This is a genomic window from Mesorhizobium sp. B2-4-6, from assembly GCF_006442775.1.
Lineage (GTDB): Bacteria > Pseudomonadota > Alphaproteobacteria > Rhizobiales > Rhizobiaceae > Mesorhizobium.
Window position 1 is genome coordinate 24656 of the sequence record NZ_VFVI01000004.1, and the last position, 23907, is coordinate 48562.

The window sequence follows — 23907 nt, forward strand, 5'->3', positions numbered from 1 at the left end:
TTGAGCGCGATCTTTCCCCAAAACCGTTCCCGGTTTGGGGTAATCATGCTCTAAGCTCCGAACGGACGCAGCAGCGCCCGCGAAATAATATGTCGCTGAATCTCCGACGTGCCTTCCCAGATGCGCTCGACGCGGGCATCGCGCCAGATGCGCTCCAGCGGCAGGTCGTCCATCAGACCCATGCCGCCATGGATCTGGATGGCTTCGTCGGCGACAAAGGCTAGCATCTCGGTGGCCTTCAGCTTGGCCATCGCCATGTCCTGGTCGGTGACGGTGCCCTGATCGTACTTCCAGCCGGCTTCGAAGACCATCAGGTCGGCCGCCTTTAGCTCCGTCGCCATGTCGGCGAGCTTGAAGGAGACACCCTGGAACTTGCCGATCTGCTGGCCGAACTGCTGGCGCTGCGCGGCATATTCGATGGCGTGCGACAGCGCGCGCTCGGCGCGGCCGAGGCAGGTTGCGCCGACCTGCAGGCGCGTGGCCCCCAGCCACGAATTCGCGACGTCGAAACCCTTGTGCACCTCGCCGAGCACTTGGGAAGCCGGCAGCCGGCAATCGTCGAATTCGAGGATCGAATTGGTGTAGCCGCGATGCGAGACGTTACGATAGCCGTCGCGCACCGAAAAACCCTTGGTGCCCTTGTCGACGAAGAAGGCGGTGATCTTCTTGCGCTTGCCGCGCGGCGAATCCTCTTCGCCCGAGGCCATGAAGACGATGGCGAAGTCGGCGATGTCGGCATGCGAGATGAAATGCTTGGTGCCGTTGAGCACCCAGTCCGAGCCGTCCTGCACCGCGGTCGCCTTCATGCCGCGCAGGTCGGAGCCGGCGCCCGGCTCGGTCATCGCCAAGCAGTCCCATTTCTCGCCGCGAATGCAGGGGAAGAGGTATTTCTCGCGCTGCTCCGGCGTGCCGGCGAGCAGGATGTTGGAGGGCCGCGCCACGCAGGTCCAGTGCAGCGCGTAGTTGGCGCGGCCGAGCTCCTTCTCGTAGAGCAGCCAGCTTACCGTGTCCAAGCCCGCGCCGCCGACATCGGCCGGCATGTTGGCGGCATAGAGCCCGGCCCCGATCGCCTTGGCCTTCAATTCGTCGATCAGCTCGCGGCGCAGCACGCCGGTGCGCTCCACCTCGCGCTCATGCGGATAAAGCTCGTTCTCGACGAAGGCCCGCGTCGTCTCGACGATAAGCTTCTGTTCTTCCGAAAGACCGAAATGCATCGCCTCAGCCCTTCTTCTTGCTCTTCTTCGCCTTGTCGGCCTTTGCGGGCTTCCCGGCTTTTGTCGGCTTTTCAGCCTTTGCCGGCTTCGCGGCTTTCTTCGCCGGCTTTGTCGCCTTGGCCTTTGCGATGGCCCCGGCTGGGGCCTTCTTCGCCGCCAGCTTGGCGAGCTGCTTTGTATAATCCTTGTGCAGCGCGCCGGCGCCCCAACCCTTGCCCTTGTTCTGTTTCGACAGCGCTTCCATGATCGCGACCAGATTGTCGTCGCGGATTTTCTCCAGCTCGCGGATCGACAGGCCATGCGCCTGCTCGTCCGACTGCGTGGCGATCAGCTCGACCAGCTCGTCGTTGAACTCCGGCACGTCCATCAGCTTGGTCCACGGCCATTTCAGGCAAGGTCCGAACTGCGCCATGAAGTGGCGCATGCCGGCCTCGCCGCCGGCGACCCGGTATACCTGGAACATGCCCATCTGCGCCCAGCGCAGGCCGAAGGAATAGCGCATGATGTCGTCGAGTTCCTCGACGGTGCAGATGCCGTCCTTGACCAGCCAAAGCGCCTCGCGCCAGGCGGCTTCAAGCAGGCGGTCGCCGACAAAGGCCTCGATCTCCTTGCGCACCACCACCGGCTTCATGCCGATCGAGGCGTAGAGCTCCTTGGCGACCTCGATCGCCTCCGGAAAGGTCTGCTCGCCGCCGACGATCTCGACCAGCGGCAACAGATAGACCGGGTTGAACGGATGGCCGACCACCAGCCGCTCCGGGTGCTTCTTCATCGCCACCTGCATGTCGGTCGGCTTGATGCCGGAGGTCGACGAGCCGACGATGGCGTTGGCCGGCGCATGCGCGTCGATCTCGGCCAGCACCTTGTGCTTGAGATCGAGCCGCTCCGGCACGCTTTCCTGGATGAAGTCGGCATCGGCCACGGCCTCGGCGATGGTCTTGGCGAAGGTCAGCTTGCCTTCCTTGGGCAGGCCGCCGGGCAGCATCTGCCTGTAGGCGCGGCGCGCGCCCTTCATCACCTCGCCCACTTTACGCGACGCTTCCGGATCGGGATCGAAGATCGACACGTCGATGCCGTTCAAGAGCAGCCGCGCCACCCAGCCGGCGCCGATGACACCGCCGCCGATGGCGGCCGCCTTGTTGATGATGCTCATGCTTGTCAGGCTCCGGTTCTCGTCTTGGCTGTATCGGGGTTGGTGAGGGCCACACGCTCGCCGGCGCGGATCACCGCCGGATCGTAGGCCTTGCGGGCGAAGACTTCGAGCACGAAGGGGCGGAAGAACTCGACCGGCAGCGTCTCGTAGTCGGGGTCGAAGCTCGACTGGTCCCAGCGCTCGCAGAACCGGTCGCAGTCGTCGAAATAGAGGTGTCCGGCGAAGCGGTCGCGGGCATGCCGGTTGCCGCCAAGGTGATGTGCGTAATAGAGCCGTTGGAAGTCGCCGTGCTTTTCCACCACCCAGGTGCATTGCTCGCGCACGAAGGGCTTCAGGATCGCAGCCGCATATTCGTCGTGGTTGTAGGGCGCGTAGATGTCGCCAATGTCGTGCAGCAGCGCGCAGACGATCCAGTCGGTGTCGGCGCCGTCCTGCCAGGCCCGCGTCGCGGCCTGCAGCGAATGGCCGAGCCGGGTGATCTTGTAACCGGAAAGCCCTTCGTCGAGCTGCACGAGCGCGTCGAGCAGCCGGTCGCCGGTCCTGGCGGCATAGTCGATCTCATGGGCGGTCAGGAATTCGTAGTCTTCCTTGTCGCCGTCCTTCATCGCGGTGAATTTGACGGTATCAGCCATGACCAACGCCCGCCTTACGCCGCGGCCGCGATCGGTGCCCGCTTGGTGAGATTGAGCTTCTTGCGCACTTCCTCAGGCCCGAGCACGCGCGCGCCGAGATTGGTGACGATGCTCGCCGCGCGTTCGACGAGCTGCGCGTTGGTCGCCAGAACGCCCTTGTCGAGCCACAGATTGTCTTCCAGGCCGACGCGGACATTGCCGCCGGCGAGCACCGCCGCCGCCGCATAGGCCATCTGGTTGCGGCCGATCGAGAAGGCCGACCAGTTCCAGGTCGAGGGCACGTTGTTGACCATCGCCATGAAGGTGTTGAGGTCGTCGGGCGCGCCCCACGGCACGCCCATGCACAGCTGCACCAGCGCATCCGGGTCGAGGACTTTTTCCTCGACCAACTGCTTGGCGAACCACAGATGCCCGGTATCGAAGGCCTCGATCTCCGGCTTAACGCCCAGCGCCGTCATCATGCCGCCCATGGCGCGCAGCATGCCGGGCGTGTTGGTCATGACGTAGTCGGCCTCGGCGAAATTCATCGTGCCGCAGTCCAGCGTGCAGATCTCCGGCAGGCACTGACGCACATGTTCCATGCGGTTGGTGGCGCCGCCCATGTCGGTGCCCTTCTCGTTGAGCGGCAGCGGCGCTTCCGGCGAGCCGAACACCATGTCGCCGCCCATGCCGGCGGTCAGGTTCAGCACCACGTCGACATTGGCCTCGCGGATGCGCTCCGTCACCTCGCGGTAGAGATGCACGTCGCGCCTGGGCTTGCCGGTCTCGGGGTCGCGCACATGGCAATGGACGATCGCAGCACCTGCCTTGGCCGCGTCGATCGCCGAATCGGCGATCTGCTTGGGCGAACGCGGCACGTGCGGGCTGCGGTCCTGCGTGCCGCCGGAACCGGTCACGGCACAGGTAATGAAGACCTCGCGGTTCATCGCAAGCGGCATCTTGATCCTCCCAGATTCGATCGGCCATGCATGCCACCCAAAAGCGGGAGCCGACAATGGCACGGCATGCACAGGAATTCATCAAGAATGCCCGACTTGCCGGAAACTGTTTTGCGTTTTACGAAGGTCTCATGATCAAAAGCGAAAAACCGACCATCTTTCGATCCGAACGCGAGCCACTCAAGGTGACGTTCCTGGTGTTCTCGGGCTCATCGATCATGTGCGTCGCCTCGGCGGTCGATCCGTTGCGCGCCGCCAACCGCATCTCGGGCGAGACGCTGTTCGATTTCAAGCTGGTCTCGGTCACCGGCGAGGCGCCGGTGACCACTTGCGGCCTGCCGGTTGCCGTCAGCGGCCGCTTCGACGCGGCCGAGCCGACCGACATGCTGGTCGTCGTCGCCGGCTTCGGCACCCAGAATTACGCCACCTCGGCATTGCTTGCCGGCCTGCGCAGGGCGGCGCGGGCGGCCCGCGCCTGCGGCGGCGTCGAGGCCGGCACCTGGCTGGTGGCGCGCGCCGGCCTGCTCGAGGGCCGCAGCGCCACCACGCATTGGGAGGACATGGAGGAGTTTTCGACCGCCTTTCCCGGCGTCGACGTGCGGCCGGACCGCTATGTCATCGACGGGCCGGTCTTCACCTCGGGCGGCGCCTCGCCGACCTTCGACCTGATGCTGCATCTGGTCCGCACCCGGCTCGGCATGGCCGCCGCGCTCGATGTGGCGAGCGTCTTCATCTACGACCAAGCCCGCGCCGCGACCGACGCGCAGCCGCTGGTATCGCTCGGCCGGCTCGACGGCTACGACCCGCGGCTTGCCCAGGCGATCCGCCTTATGGAAGCGCATGTCGACCAGCCGCTCACCATCGACGCCGTGGCCAGGCGCGCCGGCGTGACGGCAAGAACGCTGGAAAGCATTTTTCGCAAATCGATCGGCGAGACGCCGGGCGCTTATTATCTGAGGCTGCGCCTCAGCGCCGCCCGCCGCCTCGTCGTCGACACGCGCATTGCCATGGCCGATATCGCTGGGCGTACAGGCTTTTCGTCCGCCGCGGCATTTTCCAGGGCATTTTCGAGAGCGTTCGGCGAGGCGCCGGTCAGGCTTCGCCGAGGGTAGGGCTAAGGAGGCGGCCTTCCGCTCGCTAAGGCGGCGGCTTGCCGCTTCCGCTCGCTATGCGGCGGTCTGCCGCTCGCTCAAGTGGCGGTCTGCCGGTCGCTCAAGCGGCGGTCTGCCGGTCGCTCAAGCGGCGGTCTGCCGGTCGCTGGCGCTGTCCATCTGCGAGCGCATCTGTCTCGCAAGACGGATTTCGAAGCGGTTGCTGACGGCGCGATCCCATTCGGTCTTCACGTCGTTCGTCGGCCGCGGCAATGCCATCAGCCGGTCGATGATCGATCCGGTTTCGCCGGACGAGAGCAGGGCGTCGATTTCGCGTTCATGCTGCATATCGGTTCGCCTCCTTCTTCTTCACCCGCCACAGGAGCCACGTTTATACGAGTTCCGTGACGGCTGTTTGAAGGCAAGAGCGGGGCGATTAAGGGGCGGCTCGGGGCAAAACCTTGTCGTGAAGTTCTGCCCCGCGCGAATGCTATACGGTCGGCATCCCGCCTGAGCGATCAGACGTAGCGGTTGACGATGTTCTCCAGCAGTTCCTGGCGACCGGAGCGCGGCTGCGGCTCGATCTTCTTCTTCACCACGCGTTCGGCGATCTCTTCCAGCGTGCGCTTGCCGGACAGCATCGCTTTGCCTTCGGCTGTGTTCCAGCCGGCATAGCGTTCCGCGAGCGGACCGGACAGCGCCTTGTCCTCGACCATCCTGGCTGCGGCCTTCAGGCCGCGCGCGCAAGCATCCATGCCGCCGATATGGCCGATCAGGAGATCGTCCGGGTCGAGCGACTGACGCCTGAGCTTGGCGTCGAAATTGGTGCCGCCGGTCTTGAAGCCGCCGCCCTGCAGCACCTGGTAATAGGCCAAAGCCATTTCCGGCACGTTGTTGGGGAACTGGTCGGTGTCCCACCCCGACTGGTAGTCGTTGCGGTTCATGTCGATCGAGCCGAAGATGCCAAGCGCATTGGCCAGGGCCAGCTCATGCTCGAAGGAATGGCCGGCGAGGATCGCGTGGCCCTGCTCGATGTTGAGCTTTACTTCCTTCTCCAGCCCGAAGCGTTTGAGGAAGCCGTACACCGTGGCGACGTCGTAATCATACTGGTGCTTGGTCGGCTCCTGCGGCTTCGGCTCGATCAGGATCGTGCCCTTGAAGCCGATCTTGTGCTTGTAGTCGACGACGAGGTTAAGGAAGCGTCCGGCCTGCTCCTGCTCGCGGGCAAGGTCGGTGTTGAGCAGCGTCTCGTAGCCCTCGCGCCCGCCCCACAGCACATAATTCTCGCCCTTGAGCTTCTTGGTGACGTCGATGCATTTCTTCACCGCCGCCGCCGCATAGGCGAATACGTCCGGATCGGGATTGGTGGCGGCACCCGACATGAAGCGGCGGTTGGAGAAGAGGTTCGCCGTGCCCCAGAGCAGCTTGACGCCGGTCTCTTTCATCTTGCCGGCAAAATAGTCGGTGATCTCGTCGAGGCGGGCGGCGCTCTCCGAAAAATCCTTGCCTTCCGGGCGCACGTCGGCGTCATGGAAGCAGAAATAGGGCGCGCCGAGCAGCGAGAACATCTCGAAGGCGACGTCGGCCTTGAGCTTGGCCAGTTCCATCGTGTCGACGCCGCCCGGCTTGGCGAACCAAGGGCGGTCGAAGGTCTGGCCGCCAAAGGGGTCGCCGCCCGGCCATGCGAAAGAATGCCAATACGCGACGGCGAAGCGCAGATGGTCCTCCAGCCGCTTGCCGGCCACCACCTCATCGGGGTTGTAATAGCGATAGGCCAGCGGATTGGTCGAATCCGGCCCTTCATATTTGATTGTCTTGATGTCGCCGAAAAATCCGCTGCTCATGGTTTCCTTCCTCTCCGAGATGGTTTCGCCCGATTACCTCAGGCGTAATTGGTTTGGCGTCCGCGGGGCGCGAAAAGCGTCATGTCGAAACGATCCAACGAAGGATGATGACCATGACCGACCTCAACACGATCGCCCGGAACTACATCGCCGCCTGGAACGAGAGCGATGCGGCCCGCCGCAAGGCGCTGCTCGACGCGGCCTTCACCAAGGATGTCAGCTATCGCGACCCGGTCATGCGGGGCGACGGCCATGCTGGCGTCGCGGCACTGATCGACGGCGTGCAGCAGCGCTTTGCCGGCTTCCGCTTCTCGCTGAAAGGCGAGCCGGACGGTTTCGCCGACCGCATCCGTTTCTCGTGGAATCTGGGACCGGAGGGCGCGGAACCCGTCATCGAAGGCACCGACATCGGCGTTATCGAGGATGGCCGCCTGAAGAGCGTCACCGGGTTTTTGGATAAGGTGCCGGCGCAGTGAGGCTAATTTCGGAGGAGCGGTGCGAGGCACCCCCCTCTGGCCTGCCGCGCATCTCCCCCGCAAGGGGGGAGATTGGCTGTCACGCAGGCCTTCGCCAATCGCAAGCGTTGAAAAAAGTGCAGTGGCGCTGAAGCTGCTGATCTCCCCCCTTGCGGGGGAGATGCGCGGCAGGGCAGAGGGGGGTGCCTCGCGCCTACCCATGCAACTACTAGGTGCCTCGCGCCTGCTCACGCGGTTACAGCCCGGATCGCCGGATAGAGCGCGCGATAGCGCTGATAGGCATCAGCATAAGCCCCACCAAGCCCAGCATCCGGCTCGATCGTCGCATCCGTTGCCGGCGCTGTGCACACGGCCAACGGATCAGCGCCTGTCGCGGCGATCAACCCCAGCCGTGCCGCGCCGAAGGCGGCGCCGAAATCGCCATCGGCGGGAATATCGACCGGCACCTGCAGCGCGGTGGCGATCGCCTTCAGCCAATAGCGCGAGCGCGAGCCGCCGCCGATCGCGGTCACCCGGGTCAGCTCCGTGCCGGCCTTCTTCAGGGCCTCGAGACTGTCGCGGAAAGCGAAGGCGACGCCTTCGAGCACCGCCTGCGTCAGCACCGCGCGGCTCGATTCATGCGCGAGCCCGGTGAAGGAGCCGCGGATGGCGGAATCATTGTGCGGCGTGCGCTCGCCCGAAAGATAGGGCAGGAAGGTGACACCCGTCGGCGCCTTCAGCGCATCGCCGAGTTCACGCGTCAGGTCGCCGGCGCCCTTTCCGGTGATTTCCGATAGCCAGTTGAGCGAATCGGTGGCCGACAGGATGACGCCCATCTGGTGCCATGTATTGGGCAGCGCATGGCAGAAAGTGTGCACCGCGCTTTCCGGGTTGGGCAAATAGGAGGCGTTCGCCGCAAACAACACGCCCGACGTGCCGAGCGACACGAAAGCATGCCCGGCGCCGACCGTGCCCATGCCGCAGGCCGAGGCCGCGTTGTCGCCGGCGCCGCCGGCAATCGGGATGCCCGCCGCGACGCCCCATTTTGCGGCCAGTTCGCCGCGCAGCCCGCCGGCCTTGGCGGTGCCTTCGACCAGCGAGGGCATGTGCTTTTCGTCGAGCGACGTCGCCGCCAGCAATTCGGCCGACCAACTGCGCTTGCCGACATCGAGCCACGAGGTGCCGGCCGAATCCGACATTTCGGATATATGCTCGCCAGTCAGCCAGAGCCGCAGATAATCCTTGGGCAGCAGCACCTTGGCGACGGCGGCGAAGATCTTGGCTTCGTGTTCCTTCACCCAGGCAAGTTTCGGCGCGGTGAAGCCCGGGAAAACGATGTTGCCGGTGAGCTTGCGGAAGCGCGGATCGGCATCGAGCGCGGCCGCCTCGACATGGCTGCGCGTGTCGTTCCACAGGATGCAGGGGCGCAGCACCTTATCCGATGCATCGAGCAGGGTGGCGCCATGCATCTGGCCGGAAAGGCCGATGCCCTTGACCGCGGCCAGCTCTTTCGGATGCGAAGCCTTGAGTTCGGCAATCGCCGCCTCGCAGGCCTCGATCCAATGCGCCGGATCCTGTTCCGACCAGCCCGGATGCGGCCGCGAGACATCGAGCGATCCGTGGCCGGAGCCGATGACCTTCTGGCCGTCGTCGATCAGCAGCGCCTTGACGCCCGATGTGCCCAGGTCGAGGCCGAGATACATGATTTCCTCCCAATGCCGTTAATTTTTTCGGATCTCGAAAAAATCTGGCTTGGCCAGTTTTTAGGGCAAGATCCGTCCCGGGTCAATTCTCTGACAAATCGGCGGCGCGCCGCATGAACAGCGCCGACAGCGGGCTTTCCGGCCGCGCCAGCTGTCGCTCGGCGGTCAACGCCCGCGCGAGCGCCGTGTCGCCGGCGCGCAGGACGGCCTCGATCAGCGTCAGGTCGATCACGTCGCGCTGCGCATGACTGCCGCCGAAACGATGCGCGATCGAGCGGATCGGCCGGATCAGGCGCGCTGCCTCGGCGTGATTGCCTTCGCCGAAGGCCTTGATCGCAAGCGTCAGCGGATGTCCGACATCGCGCGTGAAGGCGGCGTTGTCGTCGCTGCCGCGCATCGCTTCGCGCTGCGCCTCGAGCAGCGTCTTGGCCGGCGCCTCCAGTCCGGCGCCGACAAAGGCCATCATCGCATGCGCGTCGTTGAAGGCGTAATTGCCGGCGGCGGCTTTCGGGATCCAGTTGGCGGCGAGCGCCGCCCAGCGGTCGCCGACATCGACGCCGCCCAGGGTGAGGCGCCACAGGATCGCCGAGGCATCGACCATGTTGAGCGCCAATGTCGAGCGGTCGCCATAGATCGGCCCGTCATAGAGCTTGAGCACCTCGTCGGTTTCGCCGAGATCGTAATGGAACAGCGCCAGGTGCCACCAATTGTGGATCTGGAGGAAGCTCTCCTTCGTCCATGCCTCCGGATTGGCGCGCATCCAGGCAATGCCGTCTCGTTGTCGGCTTTGCATCTCCATGACATGCGCGACCGCATGCTGCGCCCAGCCATCGCGCGGTTCGATCTCCACCGCCTGCCGGCCGAAGGATTCGGCGCGGGCATAGTCGCCCATCTCCTCCAGCCCGAAGGCCTGCATGCCGAGAATGGCGTGGTAGCCCGGCATGGCTTTTTGCCAGGCCGGCAGCGCACGGCCGATGCGGTCGCGCAGCATGCGCGCATTGCCGGTGAAGAAGTCGATCTGATGCCCCACCTGCAGCGCCAGCGCGTCGTGCGGAGTATCGATCGCGATGTCCTCGAGGATGCGCGCGGCTTCATGCCAGTGGCCATTGGCGAGATGGCCGAGCGCCGCGACATGCGCCTGTTCGCGCGTGGTGTCGGCAAGCGGCCGCGCCGCCGCATGACAGGATCGCACGACGGCCATCGCCTCCCGCTCCGTGGCAAGGCCGAACAGATAGCCTTTGAACACATGCGCCATCACGAAGCCGGGATCGTCGGCGATGGCGCGGTCGATTGCTGCGACCGGGTCGCCGACGAAGCACTGCAGCTCATGCACGGCGCGGGCATAGGACGAAAAACCGGCTTCGGTCGCGCCCGAGTGAGCCAGCCCGAATGCGTCCTTCATCATTACGTCCTCGTTATCGACGATTTTTCGGTCGGGATCCGATCCTAGAGCAACCCGCACCAACCCGCCAACCGCGCAGATGTGATCTGCCTCGCTTTTGCCCTAGGCCTAGCTGCTGGAGCGCATCGCCACCGCGGCGACGCCGGCGCCGACCAGCAGGGTGCCGCCGGTGCGGTTGAGGATGCGGATCGCCTTCGGGTTGCGCACGATCGCGCGGGCCCTGGATGCGATCAGCGCGTAGCCGAAGGCGTTGGCGAAAGCCAAGGTCAGGAAGGTCGTCTCGAAGATCAGCATCTGCGTCCAGAAGTCGGCGTGCCGGTCGAGGAACTGCGGCAGGAAGGCGACGAAGAAGGTGATGCTCTTCGGGTTGAGCGCCGTCACCAGCCAGGCATGCGCCATCATCCTTGCCGCCGAGACCGCGTCGGTGCGCGGCTCGGCCTTCAGCGCGCCGCCGGCGCGGAACAGTTTTATGCCGAGATAGATGAGATAGCCGGCGCCGACCGCCTTGAGCACGGTGAACACCGTGGCCGAAGCCGCGAGTAGCGCGCCGATGCCGAGCATCGACAGCGTCATGGCGGTGAAGTCGCCCAGCGCCACGCCCACCGCCATAGGCAGCGCGGTGCGCCAGCCTTGCCCCAGCGCGTAGGAGACGACCAGCAGGATCGTCGGGCCTGGAATGACGAGAAGTATGGACGAGGCGGCGGCGAAGGCGGCCCAGTTTTCGAAGGACATTTCCCTGCTCCTTGAGCGCAAAGAAAAGGATAAATCCTGGGATCGCCGGGAATGTAAAGGGGCCGTTGGACAAATCTTCGGCGCCCGTGCCGCAGGCCCATCGGTCGCCGCAACGGTTCGTTAAGGTTAAGCCCGGCTTCTGGTCTTTCACCCTTTTTCAACCATGAGTGGCGAAAATGCCTGCGATCCGGCCGGACCGTGCTTCCCGCCGGCAGCCTAGGGTTTGGTGCATGCGCGAGTTGCCGCAAAGTCTGACGCCGCCTTCTAGCGGCGCCGCAATCGATACTGAAATTCAGCTTTCCCGCCGCGCCGTGCTTTCCGGCGCTGGCGCCATGGCGCTGCTCGGCCTGGCCGGCTGCAGCACCACCGACACGCTCGACCTGCCGCAAATGCAGCTCGACAACACCGTCACCGGTTCCGTGCCGCCCATGCGCCCGGCGATCAGCGTCGACAGGAACATCACCGGCCCCGACGTCATGTACGCCTCGCTCACCGATGGCGGTTTCCAGGTGCCGGAGGTGCCTTGGCAGAAGGTCAAGCCGCAGTTCCGCCGCCAGATCGTCGTCGACAAGACCGGCGAGGCGCCCGGCACCATTGTCGTCCACTTGCAGGAGCGCATGCTCTATCTCGTCCAGCCGGGCGGCGACGCTATCCGCTATGGCGTCGGCATCGGCAAGGACGGCTTCCGCTGGTCCGGCCGCGCCAACATCCAGTACGGCAAGGAATGGCCGGTGTGGACGCCGCCGCCGGAAATGATCCAGCGCAAGCCGGAACTGGTGAAATGGCAGGGCGGCCAACCCGGCGGCCTCACCAACCCGCTCGGGGCGCGCGCGCTCTACATCTACCAGAACGGCAAGGACACCGGCTACCGCATCCACGGTTCGCCCGAATGGTGGAGCATCGGCCAGGCGATGTCGTCGGGCTGCGTGCGCCTGATCAACCAGGACATCATCGATCTCTACAGCCGGGTTTCCAAGAAGAACCCGGTCGTCGTGGTCTGATCTTTTCGGGGCGGCCGACCGGCCGCCCTCTGTTCCAGCTTGAGCATGATCCGTTCCGAAAACCGGTTTCCACTTTTCGGGATCATGCTTCCCACTCCCCCGTTGCGCGATGCGGCAAGACAGGCGAAGGTGCCCTGAAAACCTTCGCCTCGGGAGTAGAAAACATGGCCGGAACTTTCGTCATCGCACAGGGCGGCGGCCCGACCGCGGTCATCAACCAGACGGTCGTAGGCGCCACGCTGGAAATCCGCAAGCGTCATCCCGGCGCCAGGGTGCTGGGCTCGATCCACGGCGTGCGCGGCATCCGCGACGGCAATTATGTCGACCTCTCCGCCATCCCCGAGGACCAGCTGCGGCTGATCGCCGGCACGCCGAGCGCCGCCCTCGGCTCGACCCGAGACAAGCCGGACGCCGCCTATTGCGAGGTCATCCTCAGCGGCCTGAAGAAGGCAGGCGCCGACGCCTTCATCTATATCGGCGGCAACGACACGTCGGGCACGCAGCAGATCCTGACCGATGCCGCCGGTGGCTCGATCGCCTTCGTGCACGCGCCGAAAACCATCGACAACGACCTCGAGGAGAACGACCACACGCCGGGCTTCATCTCGGCGGCCGAGTTCGTCGCCGGCGCGTTCCTGTCGGTCGATCTCGATTTCCGCGCGCTGCCCGGCATCTATGTCGGCATCGTCATGGGCCGTCACGCCGGCTTCCTCACCGCAGCCGCTGCCGCCTGGCAGCTCGATCCCGACAGCGGCCCGCATCTGGTCTACGTGCCGGAGCGCGCCTTCTCGGCAAAGCGCTTCATCGATGAAGTGCGCGAGAAGCTGGATCGCCACAAGCGCTGCATCGTCGCCGTCTCGGAAGGCGTCAGCACCGCCGACGGCAAGGCGTTGGTCGAAAGCCTGGTGCCGCCGGCCAAGCTCGAGCGCGACCAGCACGGCAACGTCAAATTGTCGGGCAGCGACCTGCCTGCGGCGCTCGAACGCGCTCTGGCCGAAGGCCTGCCGGGCAAGCGCGCGCGGGTCGACGCGCTGGGCTACATGCCGCGCGGCTATGTCGGCGCGATCAGCGCCGTCGACGCCAAGGAAGCCTTCGACGCTGGCGCCTTCGCGGTTGCCGTCGCCGGCGAAGGCGGCGGCTCGGTCGCGATCCAGTATGACGGGTCGAAGACCGTGCTGAAGAAGGTGCCGCTGAAGGCGGTGGCCGGCAAGACCCGCCACATGCCCGACGATTTCATGCAGCCGGACTTGAACCAGCTTTCGGAAGCCGGCATGGCCTATCTCAAGCGGCTGGTGCCGGAAAAGTACAAGATCGGGAAGCCGTTCGTCTGATGGGTGGCGGCCCGATGCCCGAGCTTGAGGTTGGCGACTGGTTCGGCAAGGCAAAAGTCGATGCCGTGACGACGATGCTGACCGAACCCTTCGTGCATGATTTCGTGCGCGCCAATATCTGGCATCTCAAGGGCCGTGACGCCGATCTTCTCGTCGACACCGGCATGGGCATTCGCCCGCTGGCGCCTCAGATCGACACGCCGGCCGGCAAGCCGCTCATCGTCGTCGCCACCCATATCCATCTCGACCATGTCGGCTCGCTGCATGAGTTCCCGCTGCGCATGGGGCCGAAGATGAGCGCTGCGCGGTTCGACGACATGGATGACGCTGCCACCTACGCGTATATGTTCCACAATCTCGACGGCGCCGTCTCGAAGCTGCCGGCGCCGGACTGGAAGGCGGCTGACTATCGCATTCCTCCCGCCCCGCTGACCCGTGCGCTCGACGAGGGCGATATCGTCGAGCTCGGCGACCGGAAATTCCGCGTGCTGCATCTGCCTGGACATTCGCCGGACTCGATCGCGCTTTTCGACGAGGCCGACGGCCTCTTCTTCGCCGGCGACGCCATCTATGACGGCATGCTGATCGACGACCTGCCGGATTCGGACCGCACGGCCTATTGCCGCACCATGCAGCGCCTGCTCGACCTGCCGATCCGCTTCGGCCATGGCGGCCACGGACCGAGCTTCGATGCCGCCCGCATGCGCGAAATGGCCTCGTCCTATCTGCGCCGCCGGGAGCGGTTCGTAAGCGCCCTCTGAATTAAATCTTCGTAAGGTCGCCCCAAAACCCTAATTATGGCAACTAGGCGTCCTAGATGCGTGTCTGTCGAGACGGCCGGCTGCCATGCACGGCGAGACAGGCAAATCCGGTCATCGGCACGTCGACGGACGATCCCGTGGGAGCGCCCGCGACGCCGGATCAACGCTCGCCCGGACAGAACGACCATGTCACCCTCAAGCATCCTTCGCAGACATCGCGTCGCCGCCCTGTTGGGCGCCGCGCTGATCATTTCGCCTGTCATCGTCTCCTTCGCCCAGAGCAATGCCGGCCTCAGCACCGTGGCCGCGACGACGCAGACGCCGGTCGCCGGCATCACCGCTCCGAACGGCTCCTTCGCGCCGGTCATCGCCGTCACCAAGCCGGCCGTCGTCACCATCACTTCGGTCATGAAGGCACAGCCACAGGACGAGGGCTCGCCGCTCGGCGGCAATGCGCCTTTCGACCAGTTCTTCCAGCAGTTCTTCGGTGACCAGGGCATGCCGATGCCGAAGGCGCCGCCGCAGCAGCAGGGGCAGCGCGCCGAGGCGCTTGGCTCCGGCTTCATTGTCGGCGCGGACGGCACGATCGTCACCAACAACCATGTCGTCGACGGCGCGAGCTCGATCAAGGTGACCCTCGACGACGGTACCGAGCTTCCCGCCAAGCTCGTCGGCCACGACGCCAAGAACGATCTGGCGGTGCTCAAGATCAAGGCCGACAAGCCTCTGCCGACCGTCAAATGGGGCGATTCCGACAAGCTGATGACCGGCGACCAGGTATTGGCGATCGGCAACCCGTTCGGCATCGGCACCACGGTTACCGCCGGCATCGTTTCGGCGCGCGGCCGCGACCTGCATAGCGGACCGTTCGACGACTTCATCCAGATCGACGCGCCGATCAATCACGGCAATTCCGGCGGCCCGCTGGTCGACGTCAACGGCAATGTCATCGGCATCAACACGGCGATCTATTCGCCCAATGGCGGCAGCGTCGGCGTCGGCTTTGCCATCCCGTCGGACCAGGCTGAGAAGGTCGTCGCCAAGCTGATGAAGGGCGGCGACATCGAATACGGCTATCTCGGCGTGCAGATCCAGCCGGTCACCCAGGATGTCGCCAGCGCCATCGGCCTCGACCATCCGGGCGGCGCGCTGGTCTCGGCGGTCACGCAAGGCTCGCCTGCCGCCAAGGCGGGCATTGAGACCGGCGATGTCATCACCGGCTTCGCCGGCCAGGAGGTCAAGGATCCGAAGGATCTGTCGCGCGCCGTCGCCGATGTGTCGCCGGGCGCCAAGGAAACGCTCGATGTCTGGCGCAAGGGCAAGGCGATGCAGATTTCGGCCGATGTCGGCCGCAACAGCGACGATCAGAAGACCGCGTCGAACGGCAATGAAGGCGGCAGTCCGTCGGCCGGGCAGAACCTGCGCGTCCCGTCGCTCGGCCTCGGCCTGACCGACCTCACGCCCGACATCCGCGACCAGCTCAATCTGGCGGGCAACCAGCGCGGCGCCGTGGTCGAGCGGGTCAATCCGGACAAGGCGGCTTCGGTCGCCGGCATCCAGCCTGGCGATGTCATCGTCGGCGTCGACCAGATGCCGGTGAAGACCGCCAGGCAAGCCAACCAGGCGATCGCCGAGGCAGGCAAGTCCGGCAAGAAGTCGGTGCTTTTGCTGATCGATCGCGGTGACGCGCAGATCTTCGTGGCGGTGCCTTTCGCTGCCGGCTGACAATCATGGCGACCTGCCGGAAACCGGCAGGTCGCCGAGATTCCTGTTGCCCGTGGCGATATCTTCGAGAACACTGCGCCGATCGTTTCTGCCGGCGCAGGAGATGTCTCGATGGTCACGCGTGGTTTCTTTTCCGGACGGCGTCCTCCTTCCGACACCGACGCGCGCATTCCGCCTGGCCAGTATCTGGAGCAGGGTTTCCCGGTTCTGTCGGCCGGGCCGACGCCGCGGGTGCGCGCCGAGGACTGGTCCTTCACCCTCAAGCAGGGGCCGCGGCCGATCAAGAAATGGAACTGGGCCGAATTCAACGCACTGCCGCAAAGCAAGATGACGCGCGACATCCATTGCGTCACGGCCTGGACCAAGTTCAACACGCCGTGGCAAGGCGTGATGATCGACGACATCCTTGCCGATGCCGGCATCGAGCCGCCGACCGCCTATACGCTGGCGCTGTCCTTCGACGGCTATTCCACCAATGTCCCGACCAAGGACCTCGTCACCGGCAAGGCGATGGTGGCGCTGCTCTATGAGGGCAAGCCGATCACATCAGATCATGGCGGGCCGGCCCGGCTCCTGGTGCCGCATCTCTATTTCTGGAAATCGGCCAAATGGGTGAACGGGCTTCAGTTCACCGAGCGCGATGAGCCGGGCTTCTGGGAACTGCGCGGCTATCACATGTATGGCGATCCCTGGCGCGAGCAGCGCTATTCCAGTGACCCGTGAGGGGCATCTGTGAGCAGCAATCGATGACCGCCGAGCCGTCGCCGCAATCGCTTTGGCAGGCAGCCACGATCACCCGCATCGAAAAGCGCACGCCGCGCGTCACCAGCTTCTGGTTCCAGCCGTCGCGGCCCTTCGCCCATCTTGCAGGGCAGCATGTCGACATCAGGCTGACGGCGCCGGACGGCTATCAGGCGCGCCGCTCTTATTCCATCGCTTCGGCGCCGGAAGCAGGTGGCGGCATCGAGCTCGCGATCGAACGGCTCGACGACGGCGAGGTCTCGCCCTTCTTCCACGACGTGGCGGCGGTCGGCGACGAGATCGAACTGCGCGGGCCGCTGGGCGGCCATTTCATCTGGGAGGAGAGCGACGGCGGGCCGATCCTTCTGGTGGGCGGCGGCTCGGGCGTCGTGCCGCTGATGGCGATGCTGCGCCATCGCACGCTGCGCAACAATGCGGTGCCGGTCGCGCTGGTGTTCTCGGCGCGGGTCTGGGACGAGGTGATTTTCGGCGACGAGCTGATCGGCCTCGACGATCGTCGCGACGGATTCGATCTGGTGCTGACGCTGACACGCGAGCCGGCGAGGAGGCCCTCCGACTATTCCCGGCGCGTCGACGCCCGCATGATGGCGCAGGCCATCGAGCGTCTGCCGAAGACGCCGAGGCTCGCCTATGTCTGCGGCTCGAACGCATTCGTGTCGGCCGCCGCCGACGCGCTGATCGGCGCCGGCGTTCCGGCGGGGTTGATCCGCACCGAGCGTTATGGCGTCTGAGGCGAGCCTCGTCTCATCCGGGTCGGGAGAATCTTGCCGAAACGAGCTGGAAAGGCAGCGCGCCATAGATGGCGACGGCTTGCTCGTTGTCCCAGACGCGAAACTGTCGTGACGGCCGCGCCTCCAGCACCAGGGTCCGTCCCGTCCGGTCAAGCTTCACCTTGCCGCGAAAGCGCAGCATCCGCTCGCCGCCGGAACGGCTGATCGCCATCGAGCGCAGCCGGGCCACATGCCGGCCGCCCGCATTGATCTCCATTTCGATGCGTCGCCTGACCGGCGGAACGACGATGCGCACGACGAGATCGAGCATCATCTCGCCGACTTCGCCCTGCGGTTCATCCAACGCCTGCGAAAGCACGAACGGCGCCGGCCCGCCGGCAGCCTTCGCGGTCATCGACTTGCCGCGCCACACGATGTTCGGCTCGGTCTGCTTCAGCCGGCCTTTCTTGCGCCGCAGGCGCAGCTGCTTAGCAAATCCCCGCGACAGCCAGGTCAGCGCGCCGAAATCGGTGCGCGGCTTGGCCTGCAGGACGGATGACAGGCGCGCCGCGCCGCGCCGGTCGGCCATGTCCACCACCTGCGCCAGGACAGCTTCCGGCACCGCGATGCCGATCTCCAGCGCGAGGTAGGAAAGCGCGACCGCCGCGGCGACGGCGAGGCCGCGCCTGGCGATGACGTCGAGGAATAGCGCCCAGTCGACATCGCCGCCCTCGATGGCCACGGTGCAGTCGACCAGCCAGTCGCTATGCGTATGCGCGTCGAGGCCGCCATGCGCGATGGCCAAGGCGATGCGGTCGGCGGGCGAAGGAACGACCACGCTGACGTCGCTGAATTTGGCGGCAATCGCGCGGCGCCAGATCGCGAGGTCGTCCTCGGCGTTCTGCTGCGAGCCGTCATAGGCGAGCTGATGCAGGTCGATGTCGCCGTAATTTCCCTTGAAGAAATTCATCGAGCGCAGAGATGCCAGCCTTGTGCGCAGATATTGCGGGGAAACGCCGGTGGCGATCTGCCAGCCGCGGTCGCGCAGCACATCGAAAGCCGGCTGCATATCGTCGGGTCGCACCAGTATATCGATGTCGTGCGCCACGCGCCCGCGCTGCGCGGCGGCGTCGAGCGCAATGCGGCTGGCGCCCTTGATCAGCATCACCGTGCAGCCGCCATCGACCATCGCCTTCAAGGCCGGCTCCGCCTCGCGCATGGCCATGCGCGACTTGGTCCACAGCATCTTCTGCAGGCCGACCAGGCGCGGATAGGCGGCGTGGCCGGCAAGCTTGCGTCCGAACCTGTCGGAAATCGCGGCAAGCAGCCGGTGTTCCCTGAAGGAGACATGGTCGATGTCGTTCTCGTCCAGCCACCTTTCGGCGCAAAGGCGCGCCGCTTCTTCATCGGGCAGAAGCGCTGCCTTGAGCAATTGGTCGAGCGAGCCGGTCGGCCAGGACCAGCCATAGTCTGGAAAACGCTTGCCGATGCGACGAATCTTCGCCATCAGCTGGAACTGGCCTTGCTTTGCGCCCGTCGCAGCATGGCGAGCCGAGCCACTTCCAGGTAGCCGCGGTCGCGTGCCGCATCGCGCCCGTAGGACAGGCTTCCCGGCCGGATCCGCCGCAGCGCCAGGACGTCAGGCATCATGTCGAGGACAAAACCGCTTTCCCGCGCGCGGGCGATCCAGTCGATCATCTCGCCACGGCCGCCCGGCGGGTCGATCATCGGTCCGACGCTCTGCGCGGCCGCTCGGCGCATCAGCATCGTCGAGCGCGACCAGCCGGGCGTTGCGGTCGGGGCCATCGCGTAGGGCTCTCCGTCGCGGAAACTGCGTATATGGGTGAAGACCCCCGATGTCCCGGGAAGCCGTTCGAGATGGGCAAGCTGAGCAGCGATCTTTCCGGGCAGCCAAAGGTCGTCGGCATCGAGCGTGGCGATGAAGGGCGTCGACAGCGCGGCGATGCCGCGGGTGGTCGCGCTGCCCGGCCCGGCATTGTCCTGGCGCAAAAGCTTGAGCGGCAGGTCGATGCCGCCGACAGCGGCGGCGAGATCGTCGGTCGAGCCGTCATCGACCACCACGACCAGTTCGGGCCGTAGCGTCTGCGCCGCCACCGATCGCAGCGTCTCGGCGATCGTGGCGCTGGCGTTGTAGACCGGAATGACGACGCCGTATCCGCTCATCACATGAACCGCCAGTCCGCGAGTTTCTTCAGTTCGAAGATGCCTTCGATCGGCTTGAGCGACGGGTCGGCCCTGCGGCGCTTCATCGACTTGTAGATCGCGCGCATGAACTCGCGCGACTGGACGTCATCCTGCCTCGTCATGTTGCCGGCGTGCCGCCGGTAATAAAGCGCCAGCGTGTCCGGGAGCAGGTATCGGGGGCCGACCTCGAAGCTGCGCAGCAGAAAGTCCGTATCTTCGGCCTGGACGAAGTCCTCGTCGAAACCGCCGAGCCGTTCGACCAAACGGCGCGAGAAGATCGCGGCCGACAGATGAATGCCGCGAATGGTGATGCTGTTGCAGTCTGGTGCCGGCTCCAGCGTCTGGTCATCGATCCTGTCGACCAGCATCATCCTGGAATAGGTGAGATCGAGAGCGCGATCCTTTCGGAAAAGCTCTATGTCGGCGGCGAAGCGCCCTGGTGGCGAAATGTCGTCGGAATCCAGAAAGGACACCAGCTCGGCCTCCGGCTCGAGCTGTCTCAGTCCGCTGTTGCGGGCCCGGGTCACGCCCATGTTCTCCTGCTGAAACAGCCGGATGCAGGATGCTTCGTCCATCATCGCGCGTACGGCTTGAGCCGAACCGTCGGTCGAGCCGTCGTCGATCACGACGATATCGAGATCGGCGGCGTCGCGCTGTCTGAGCAGCGAGCGGAGTGCTGCGCCGACGTAAGTCTCGCGGTTGTGTACCGGCATGATCACGGAGAGCTTCATCTGTGCCCCCCGAACTGTCTTGTGTGGTCCAGCCCCCCGGCGTCCATCACATACCCTGCCAGTTGGGTGGGCTCTTGTACTCGAAAATGCCCGGAGCCTCGCGCAGCGACGGATCCGCCTTGCGCCGTCGTATCGATTTGTGGATCGCCCGCAGATGGTCGCGGAGCCTGCCGTCATGCTGCCGTGTCGCGTTCCCTGCATGACGCCGGTAGTAGATCGCGACGTTGTCCAGCAGCTCGTAACGGGGATCCGTTTCGAAGACGCGCAGCAGATAGTCTGTGTCCTCTGACAACTTGAACTCCTCGTCGAACCAGCCGATGCGATCGACAAGCGCCCGGCCGAACAGGGCGGTGCACAGCGAGAGCCCGCGAAGCGTCATGATACGGCTGTTCGCGGCCGGCTCCAATGTCTCGTCGTCGATCCGGTCGACCAGCGCCATCAGCGAGTAGGTCAGATCGAGGCCGGGACGCGTTTCGAAATGAGCGAGGTCGGCCTTGAATCGGCCGGGAAGGGAAATGTCGTCGGAATCGAGGAAGGACACGAAGCCGGCGTCCGCCGGCAATTGCCGCAGCCCGGCGTTGCGGGCGCCGGCAACACCCATATGCGTGTGTTGGAACAGGCGTATGCAGGGGTTCTCGTCCATCATCGCGCGAACCGCCTCGGCCGAACCGTCCGTCGAGCCGTCGTCGATCACGATGATGTCGAGGTCGACGGCGTCGCGCTGCCTGAGCAGCGAGCGCAGAGCCGGGACGACGAAGCGCTCGCGGTTATAGACCGGCATGATCACGCTCAGCTTCATCGGGCGCCCGCGCAAGGAAATCCGCAATCGTGTCGGCGATCTCCTTCGGATGCGTCCCGAGGTAAAGCCGGTAGCATGGCAGCAAGCGTGTGAGATCGCTGAAGAAGCGAAACCCGCTTTCCCGCTCGCCAGGCATCTGGGCAATGCCGGAGGGTGCCAGCGCGATGAGGGCATCCTTGCGCGAAATCGGTGCGATCGAACTCGTCTTTCCGCCACTGATATGTGGCACCATCAACGCAGAAATGTCCAGACTCGCGCGTACTGGCCGAGGCGCGATCTCGTTAATGTGAAAGGCATGCTTGCCTTGCCAGTTGAGCGGTCGGTCGGTTCCCAGCCGCCTTCCCAGCCCGAGCCGGGCGAAACCCGGCTGATCCTGTTTCAGGATCGAAAACAGCGGTCGCGCGGTCACGCCGCCGGAAAGGTCGATCAGCACATAGTCGTCGCCGACGCTGTCCAGCCCGTTGAGCAGTCCCGCAACGACGGTTCCGGATTTTCCCGCGCCCCCGGCGCCTGCCAGCAGCACGCCCTTGCCATCGAGGCCAAGCGTGCCGGCATGGGCAAGGCGCATGCCGCGCGCGGCGTATTCCCAATGCAGGAAGGCACGCAGCGGCGCCCCTTGCTCCCAGGGCGGAAACGCGTCGGGGGACCGCATCAGCTGGACGCCGATCCGTCGGTCGGGGTCGTAGACCTGCCAAAAATCCAGATCGTGGTAATGATGGCCGCGCAGCCCCGCCTCGGCGAGTCTCTGGGCAAAGCCGTGTTCGGTGAAATGCGCATCGCCCCAGCTTGCCGGCACCGGCATGTCGCCGACGCCTGGATGGCCGACGAAGACATGGCATTGACGGGAGTCGCGCGGATCGCCGCCGGCTTCGATGAAAGCCTGGCCAAGGGCATCCGCGAGCGCGCCGGGCTCGAGATGCGCGATCAATTCCAGCCCTGGCAGGCGGACAGTCCGCTGGACCGGGAATTGCCCGGCCGCGCTCTCGGCGGCGGCGAGGAGGAAGCGGGCGTAGTCCGGTAGGGTCTCGAGCGTGACGCGTGGCATGGTCTGTTCCAGCCTGACCTCGCCCTTCGCCGGTCGCTCAGGAAACCTGCTTGACGGCCGGCCAGCCGAGCGGTTCCTCGACTTCGTGGATCGGATCGACGGTAATGAGGTCGGCAAGGTCGTCATGGACGCTGACATTGAGCGGCTCGCGCGCCGCCGCCAGCGCCGCCGGCAAATCGTCGGAAGAGGGCAGCGGCATTGCGCCGGAAGGCGCTAGCAGCCCAAACTCGACCAACTGCCCAATGAAGGACTCGAACGCGGCGGCGTCGATCCTGGCAGCGCCCGCCGCCGATCGGATCAGCGCTTCGGTGCCGACACCCGAGGCCAGCGCCTGCCATACCTTGCTGCCGGAATCGGAGAAGCCGAAATACTTGCCGTTGGAGAGGTCGAGCACGACAGCCTCGCCGTCAAAGGATTCGAAGACAATGTCCTTGCTCGCAACGGCATAGACGTCGGAAAGAGGCATGTCGTTGACCCCGCTGCAATTCCAGCCGGCGGCTGCGCCGGTCGTGTCGTTGCCTGACCCCTGGACAACGCCTGTAAACACTCGGTCCTTGCTTGGCAAGGCAAGGCGTGCCGGCGCCATCTCGACCTTTCGGGGTTTAGTTCGCGGTTCGAGCCTGGATCTCGAGCGTCGACAGGGGACAGCCGCGGCGCTTTCGACACGAACGCCCCCTTGGCCCTCGGTCGAAACACTGTCCCGATGCGAAGCCGAATCGGCCCGCGGAACGGGGATGGGATGGTTAATAGTATCGAAAAGTGACTATTAGGAGATTCTAAAATCGAACTGAACGGTTCGTTTCTGTTGACGGTGCGTGCAGGACGGTGTGAACGTTCGCCTTCCGATACATTTGGTGAGCCAACCTTATAATCGGATTAAAATATTGATTTAATGGGATAAAAATAAAGTCATAGGCATGCTTATGAAAACTTCAAGATGCGGATTCATGGTCCAGATGGAAAAACTTCGTGATTGGAATCCGGCAGTCGCCTCACCCAAATCAGCGTTGTCCGAACGACGCGATTTCATTCCCAAGACACGCCGCTAGACGGACTGAATTAAGATACTGGAGTAGCAAAAATGAAAAAGATTGTTCTCACTGCCGCAGCCCTTCTGGCAATTTCTGGCAGCGCTTTCGCTGGTAGCGACCATTACAACCCGAACGAAGCCAATCAGGCGGCCGGCAAAGTCGACTCGTCCTACACGGCTTCGGTCCACCAGTCTGCGCCGGCCACTCAGCAGCCTGCCACGACGGGCGCCGACCACAACCTGTTCGGCAACAACTAACAACCGACCTTGAACCGGCGGCGGGCTCGCCCGCCGCATCGGTCGGATTACAAGATTCAGGAGCACTGAAATGAAGAAGATCGTTCTTGCCACGGCCGCTCTGTTGGCCGTTTCCGGCGCTGCTTTTGCTGCGGAAAGCGGCCATACCGGTGACGTAGGCGCCAGACAGCCGGCTCCCGCCGTCGACACCACGCGCACGTCGTCGATCAATACCGACTCGACGGTCTACAAGCTGTTGAACTCGTCGAACGACGTTCACAAGTCGGCCCCTCAGGGCACCGACCGTAACCTCTTCGGCCGCTAACAACTTTAGACGATATACGAACAAAGAGCGGCGGGCCTTGGCCCGCCGTTTTTCTTTTCCGCAACGACCATGCGTCAGCCG

At 64.9% G+C, this 23907-nt stretch carries 26 protein-coding genes; 11 read left to right on the forward strand and 15 right to left on the reverse strand.

Going from position 1 to position 23907, the window contains the following annotated elements; all coding sequences use genetic code 11:
• Positions 1–50: 50 nt before the first annotated feature.
• From FJ957_RS13115 to FJ957_RS13130, 4 genes are read right to left on the reverse strand one after another with little or no spacing between them, the layout of a single operon-like run.
• The gene (locus tag FJ957_RS13115; protein ID WP_140702167.1) at positions 51–1214 is read right to left on the reverse strand and encodes an acyl-CoA dehydrogenase; all 1164 of its coding nucleotides are present in this window, start codon (positions 1212–1214) and stop codon (positions 51–53) included.
• Between the two features lie 4 nt (positions 1215–1218).
• Positions 1219–2367, reverse strand: a complete 1149-nt coding sequence (locus tag FJ957_RS13120) for a carnitine 3-dehydrogenase (RefSeq protein ID WP_246685838.1) — start codon at positions 2365–2367, stop codon at positions 1219–1221.
• Positions 2368–2372: 5 nt separating this feature from the next.
• Positions 2373–2999, reverse strand: coding sequence for an HD domain-containing protein (locus FJ957_RS13125; RefSeq protein ID WP_140831946.1), 627 nt, complete (start codon positions 2997–2999; stop codon positions 2373–2375).
• A 14-nt stretch (positions 3000–3013) separates the two neighbouring features.
• A complete protein-coding gene (locus FJ957_RS13130; protein ID WP_140831948.1) occupies positions 3014–3937 on the reverse strand; it encodes a 3-keto-5-aminohexanoate cleavage protein in 924 nt (307 codons plus the stop codon).
• 131 nt (positions 3938–4068) lie between these two features.
• On the opposite strand from FJ957_RS13130, the gene FJ957_RS13135 reads away from it, so the two are divergent.
• Positions 4069–5049, forward strand: a complete 981-nt coding sequence (locus FJ957_RS13135; protein WP_140659951.1) for a GlxA family transcriptional regulator — start codon at positions 4069–4071, stop codon at positions 5047–5049.
• Positions 5050–5172: 123 nt separating this feature from the next.
• On the opposite strand, the gene FJ957_RS13140 is transcribed toward FJ957_RS13135, so the two are convergent.
• Positions 5173–5376, reverse strand: a complete 204-nt coding sequence (locus FJ957_RS13140) for a hypothetical protein (protein ID WP_140702175.1) — start codon at positions 5374–5376, stop codon at positions 5173–5175.
• Positions 5377–5546: 170 nt separating this feature from the next.
• Entirely contained in the window at positions 5547–6872 is a 1326-nt protein-coding gene (gene xylA, locus FJ957_RS13145) for a xylose isomerase (RefSeq protein WP_140831950.1), read from the reverse strand.
• A 113-nt stretch (positions 6873–6985) separates the two neighbouring features.
• Here xylA and FJ957_RS13150 point away from each other — a divergent pair, with 113 nt between their 5' ends.
• Positions 6986–7348 (forward strand): nuclear transport factor 2 family protein, encoded by a 363-nt coding sequence (locus tag FJ957_RS13150; protein WP_140831952.1) that lies wholly within the window; start codon positions 6986–6988, stop codon positions 7346–7348.
• Positions 7349–7575: 227 nt separating this feature from the next.
• Here FJ957_RS13150 and xylB read toward each other — a convergent pair whose 3' ends face one another.
• The 3 genes from xylB to FJ957_RS13170 all read right to left on the reverse strand — a co-directional run bounded on the left by xylB (position 7576) and on the right by FJ957_RS13170 (position 11164).
• The gene (xylB, locus tag FJ957_RS13160) at positions 7576–9030 is read right to left on the reverse strand and encodes a xylulokinase (protein ID WP_140831954.1); all 1455 of its coding nucleotides are present in this window, start codon (positions 9028–9030) and stop codon (positions 7576–7578) included.
• 82 nt (positions 9031–9112) lie between these two features.
• Complete coding sequence (locus FJ957_RS13165; protein ID WP_181180571.1) at positions 9113–10432, reverse strand: tetratricopeptide repeat protein; 1320 nt, start codon at positions 10430–10432, stop codon at positions 9113–9115.
• Between the two features lie 108 nt (positions 10433–10540).
• The gene (locus FJ957_RS13170; RefSeq protein WP_140831957.1) at positions 10541–11164 is read right to left on the reverse strand and encodes a LysE family translocator; all 624 of its coding nucleotides are present in this window, start codon (positions 11162–11164) and stop codon (positions 10541–10543) included.
• Positions 11165–11496: 332 nt separating this feature from the next.
• Between FJ957_RS13170 and FJ957_RS13175 the strand changes: the two genes are divergently transcribed.
• From FJ957_RS13175 to FJ957_RS13200, 6 genes are all read left to right on the forward strand, one after another.
• Positions 11497–12165: a L,D-transpeptidase gene (locus FJ957_RS13175; RefSeq protein WP_246685848.1), complete on the forward strand. Its 669-nt coding sequence runs from the start codon at positions 11497–11499 to the stop codon at positions 12163–12165.
• A 164-nt stretch (positions 12166–12329) separates the two neighbouring features.
• Positions 12330–13496 carry a diphosphate--fructose-6-phosphate 1-phosphotransferase gene (locus FJ957_RS13180; RefSeq protein ID WP_140831961.1) on the forward strand — a complete coding sequence of 389 codons (1167 nt, stop codon included), beginning with the start codon at positions 12330–12332 and terminating at the stop codon, positions 13494–13496.
• 14 nt (positions 13497–13510) lie between these two features.
• Positions 13511–14257 (forward strand): MBL fold metallo-hydrolase, encoded by a 747-nt coding sequence (locus tag FJ957_RS13185; protein ID WP_140831963.1) that lies wholly within the window; start codon positions 13511–13513, stop codon positions 14255–14257.
• A 186-nt stretch (positions 14258–14443) separates the two neighbouring features.
• Positions 14444–15982, forward strand: a complete 1539-nt coding sequence (locus tag FJ957_RS13190) for a DegQ family serine endoprotease (RefSeq protein ID WP_140831966.1) — start codon at positions 14444–14446, stop codon at positions 15980–15982.
• Positions 15983–16093: 111 nt separating this feature from the next.
• On the forward strand, positions 16094–16705 hold the full coding sequence (locus FJ957_RS13195) for a molybdopterin-dependent oxidoreductase (protein ID WP_140831968.1): 612 nt from the start codon (positions 16094–16096) through the stop codon (positions 16703–16705).
• Between the two features lie 23 nt (positions 16706–16728).
• Complete coding sequence (locus FJ957_RS13200) at positions 16729–17475, forward strand: ferredoxin reductase (protein WP_140831970.1); 747 nt, start codon at positions 16729–16731, stop codon at positions 17473–17475.
• Between the two features lie 13 nt (positions 17476–17488).
• Here the strand turns inward: FJ957_RS13200 and FJ957_RS13205 are convergent, their stop codons facing one another.
• Genes FJ957_RS13205 through FJ957_RS13225 form a run of 5 tightly spaced genes read right to left on the reverse strand, consistent with a single transcriptional unit; the run spans position 17489 to position 21991 of the window.
• Positions 17489–18961, reverse strand: a complete 1473-nt coding sequence (locus tag FJ957_RS13205) for a nucleotidyltransferase family protein (protein WP_140831972.1) — start codon at positions 18959–18961, stop codon at positions 17489–17491.
• A complete protein-coding gene (locus FJ957_RS13210) occupies positions 18961–19638 on the reverse strand; it encodes a glycosyltransferase family A protein (RefSeq protein WP_140831974.1) in 678 nt (225 codons plus the stop codon). Before FJ957_RS13210 ends, FJ957_RS13205 begins: the two co-directional genes overlap by 1 nt.
• Positions 19638–20390, reverse strand: a complete 753-nt coding sequence (locus FJ957_RS13215; RefSeq protein WP_140831976.1) for a glycosyltransferase family A protein — start codon at positions 20388–20390, stop codon at positions 19638–19640. The genes FJ957_RS13210 and FJ957_RS13215 overlap by 1 nt, the downstream gene beginning before the upstream one ends.
• A 46-nt stretch (positions 20391–20436) precedes the next feature.
• Positions 20437–21189: a glycosyltransferase gene (locus FJ957_RS13220; protein WP_181180563.1), complete on the reverse strand. Its 753-nt coding sequence runs from the start codon at positions 21187–21189 to the stop codon at positions 20437–20439.
• On the reverse strand, positions 21158–21991 hold the full coding sequence (locus FJ957_RS13225; protein WP_246685839.1) for a serine kinase: 834 nt from the start codon (positions 21989–21991) through the stop codon (positions 21158–21160). The genes FJ957_RS13220 and FJ957_RS13225 overlap by 32 nt, the downstream gene beginning before the upstream one ends.
• Positions 21992–22006: 15 nt before the next feature.
• Here FJ957_RS13225 and FJ957_RS32225 point away from each other — a divergent pair, with 15 nt between their 5' ends.
• Positions 22007–22210 carry a hypothetical protein gene (locus FJ957_RS32225; RefSeq protein WP_246674204.1) on the forward strand — a complete coding sequence of 68 codons (204 nt, stop codon included), beginning with the start codon at positions 22007–22009 and terminating at the stop codon, positions 22208–22210.
• Between the two features lie 61 nt (positions 22211–22271).
• On the opposite strand, the gene FJ957_RS13230 is transcribed toward FJ957_RS32225, so the two are convergent.
• Positions 22272–22781 (reverse strand): PqqD family protein, encoded by a 510-nt coding sequence (locus FJ957_RS13230; RefSeq protein ID WP_246685840.1) that lies wholly within the window; start codon positions 22779–22781, stop codon positions 22272–22274.
• 534 nt (positions 22782–23315) lie between these two features.
• Between FJ957_RS13230 and FJ957_RS13235 the strand changes: the two genes are divergently transcribed.
• Both FJ957_RS13235 and FJ957_RS13240 read left to right on the forward strand, forming a co-directional pair.
• Positions 23316–23522, forward strand: coding sequence for a DUF680 domain-containing protein (locus FJ957_RS13235; RefSeq protein WP_140831980.1), 207 nt, complete (start codon positions 23316–23318; stop codon positions 23520–23522).
• Between the two features lie 70 nt (positions 23523–23592).
• Complete coding sequence (locus FJ957_RS13240) at positions 23593–23826, forward strand: DUF680 domain-containing protein (RefSeq protein WP_140831982.1); 234 nt, start codon at positions 23593–23595, stop codon at positions 23824–23826.
• Positions 23827–23907 lie beyond the last annotated feature (81 nt).